Source organism: Turicibacter sp. HGF1 (assembly GCF_000191865.1).
GTDB lineage: Bacteria > Bacillota_I > Bacilli_A > MOL361 > Turicibacteraceae > Turicibacter > Turicibacter sanguinis.
In genome coordinates, this window is the sequence record NZ_AEXQ01000141.1 from 1 (window position 1) to 2615 (window position 2615).

Genomic DNA, 2615 nt, shown 5'->3' on the forward strand with positions numbered 1-2615 from the left:
CTTATCCGTACATTCACAAAAGAAATTAAATGAAATTGCGATGAAATATAATCGTGTACCCAGAAGATCTTTAAACTATTACACACCAGAAGAAATCATGAAAAAAGCAACTGGATTAGATTCACTCCTTCCAATTGCTTAGTTTGTGATGAATAATTGTCTGATTTAAATTGACAACTCAGGGACTCAAAAAAAGTTAAGGTGTAGGATATGTTGCTCATTAGTGTAAGTCTTTTTCGCAAATTTTTATATATTGTCAAATAAAATATTCTTTGATTGCGATTTATAAATTAGGAATATCATCAAGTTGTAATTGCTTTAAGTCATCTAGAATTAAGGTTTCTAATTCTCCATCTGGGCGAAGGAATATGAATTTTAAACATTTTGTAAGCTCTTCGTTCTTGACCATCAAGAGTTTCAAATTTTTGTTTTCATTTGTCTTTTTAGTCATTTCCTGAAAAAGGTGATTTCCAAGTGTTTGGAAATCACCTTTTTGATTAAAGAATGTTTTTTAAACTTTCTAAGGATGAGGTTGGTGCCTGACAAGTCCCATTTGAACAAAGATAGTACGTTGGTTGATCACCGATTGGGTAGTCTTTTGTGTATGGTGCGAGTTTTGAGAGTTGGGTTTGATTTTCAGGTGTCTTAAATAAAAGGGTGGTATTAAAGTGAGGTGTTTCATTCAGTTGTTTGAGAATCTCTTTAATTTGTTCTTGTTTTGGCACGGTGATCATGAGTTCTTTGGTGTCACTTAGCGCGAATAAAGCAGCGATTAAGTAGAAGGTATGATTCATTTCATAGTGCTTCACTTGTTTGGCTAGGTACTGAATTTGTTTTTCAGCTTCTGTTTCAAATAAGGTATCACCTGTGAGTTTGGCTAGACGAATGAGATTGTATGCGGCGACTGAATTACCAGATGGCATGGCTCCATCATATAACTCTTTCGGTCTTAGCATTAAGGTTTCAGCGTCATGTCCCGTTAGATAAAACCCACCCGCTTCATCTTTGAATAAGTCTAACATCTCTTTGTTTAATTGAATCGCCAGTTCTAAATACTCCACTTCTGCGGTACTTTGATGAAGTTCGATTAGTCCGTATGACAAGAAGGCATAGTCATCGAGATAAGCTTTAAAATGACTCTCCCCTTCTCGGTATCTCGCTAAGAGTCGTGTTTCATCAAAGAGGTGTTGTTTAATAAAGGTGACAGCTTTTGAGGCGGCGTCTAGGTAAATCATCTTTTGTGTTTGTCCATAGAGTTTAGCAAAGGCGGCAATCATTAAGCCATTCCAAGAGGTTAAGATTTTATCGTCTTTATGAAGATGTGTTCGTTCTAATCGGTAGGTGAGTAATGTTTCACGGCAGGCCTCTAGTTCTTTGATGTCTAGTTCTAGTTTTTTATGATGTAGTCGATTTAAGATATTTTTTCCTTCAAAGTTCCCCTCTTCTGTGACATTATAAAACTCATTAAACCAGTGTCCCTTTTCAGGTCCTAGAATCTGGATGATTTCTGCTGGCGTGAAGACATAGAATTTACCTTCTTCCCCTTCACTATCCGCATCTTCTGCACAATAAAATCCACCTTCAGGACTAGTTAATTGAGTTAAGACATACTCTGCGGTTTGCATCGCAATACTTAGGTAACGAGGTTCACGCGTCACTTGATAGGCTTCAGTATAACTAATCATAAGAAGCGCATTATCGTATAGCATTTTCTCAAAATGGGGAACGAGCCAGATTTCATCCGTTGAATAACGTGAAAAGCCATACCCAAGATGATCAAAAATTCCACCTTTGTACATGTGATCGAGTGTTTGAGTCACCATGTCTTGGACAGACTTGTCCTTTGTTTGTTCATCATAACGAAGCAAAAACATGAGTTTGTGTGGTGTCGGAAATTTTGGTGCGGTTCCGAAGCCACCAAATCGTGGATCATAGCTTTGCTTTAGCTGATTGACCCCGTTTTGAATAATGGCCATGGATAAAGAATCCCCTTCAGTCTCTATTCCTTCTAGGTCTTTGAAGTGAGATGCAATCTGTTTGGTAATGTCCGTTACTTTAGCTCGATGATGATTCCAATTGAAGTCAATGGTTTTTAAAACATCGAGAAATCCTGGTCGGCCATAGCGGCTTGTTTTTGGAAAATAAGTTCCCGCATAAAAAGCTTGTTGAGTCGGTGTCATGAAAATGGTGAGTGGCCATCCCCCTTGTCCGGTTAAAGCTTGGCAAATACTCATATAAACCGTATCGATATCGGGTCTTTCTTCACGATCCACTTTAATCGAGATAAAGTGTTCATTTAAATAGGTGGCAACGTCCTCATCTTCAAAAGATTCATGCTCCATGACATGACACCAATGACAAGTTGAGTACCCGATGCTTAAAAAAAATGGGTTTGTCTTCTTCTTTTGCTTTGGTAAAGGCTTCATCATTCCAAGGATACCAGTTGACAGGATTATAGGCATGCTGTAAGAGATAGGGGGATTTTTCATGTATTAAATGATTGGCTTGTTTCGTCATATCTTCACTTCCTTCAGAATTGTTGTCTGAATTAGTTTGAGTCATTTTGGCGGAGATATGATAAATAATAAGGGAATCGTTAAAAAGGGATGAGCCTC

The 2615-nt window shown here is 37.7% G+C and carries 2 protein-coding genes; both read right to left on the reverse strand.

Annotation, left to right across the window (positions count from 1 at the left end; genetic code table 11):
• Positions 1-497: 497 nt before the first annotated feature.
• Positions 498-2342 carry a thioredoxin domain-containing protein gene (locus HMPREF9402_RS13830; protein ID WP_009607734.1) on the reverse strand — a complete coding sequence of 615 codons (1845 nt, stop codon included), beginning with the start codon at positions 2340-2342 and terminating at the stop codon, positions 498-500.
• On the reverse strand, positions 2332-2615 hold a 284-nt coding region (locus HMPREF9402_RS14830), incomplete at its 5' end, for a DUF255 domain-containing protein (RefSeq protein ID WP_238526669.1). The genes HMPREF9402_RS14830 and HMPREF9402_RS13830, both read right to left, overlap by 11 nt.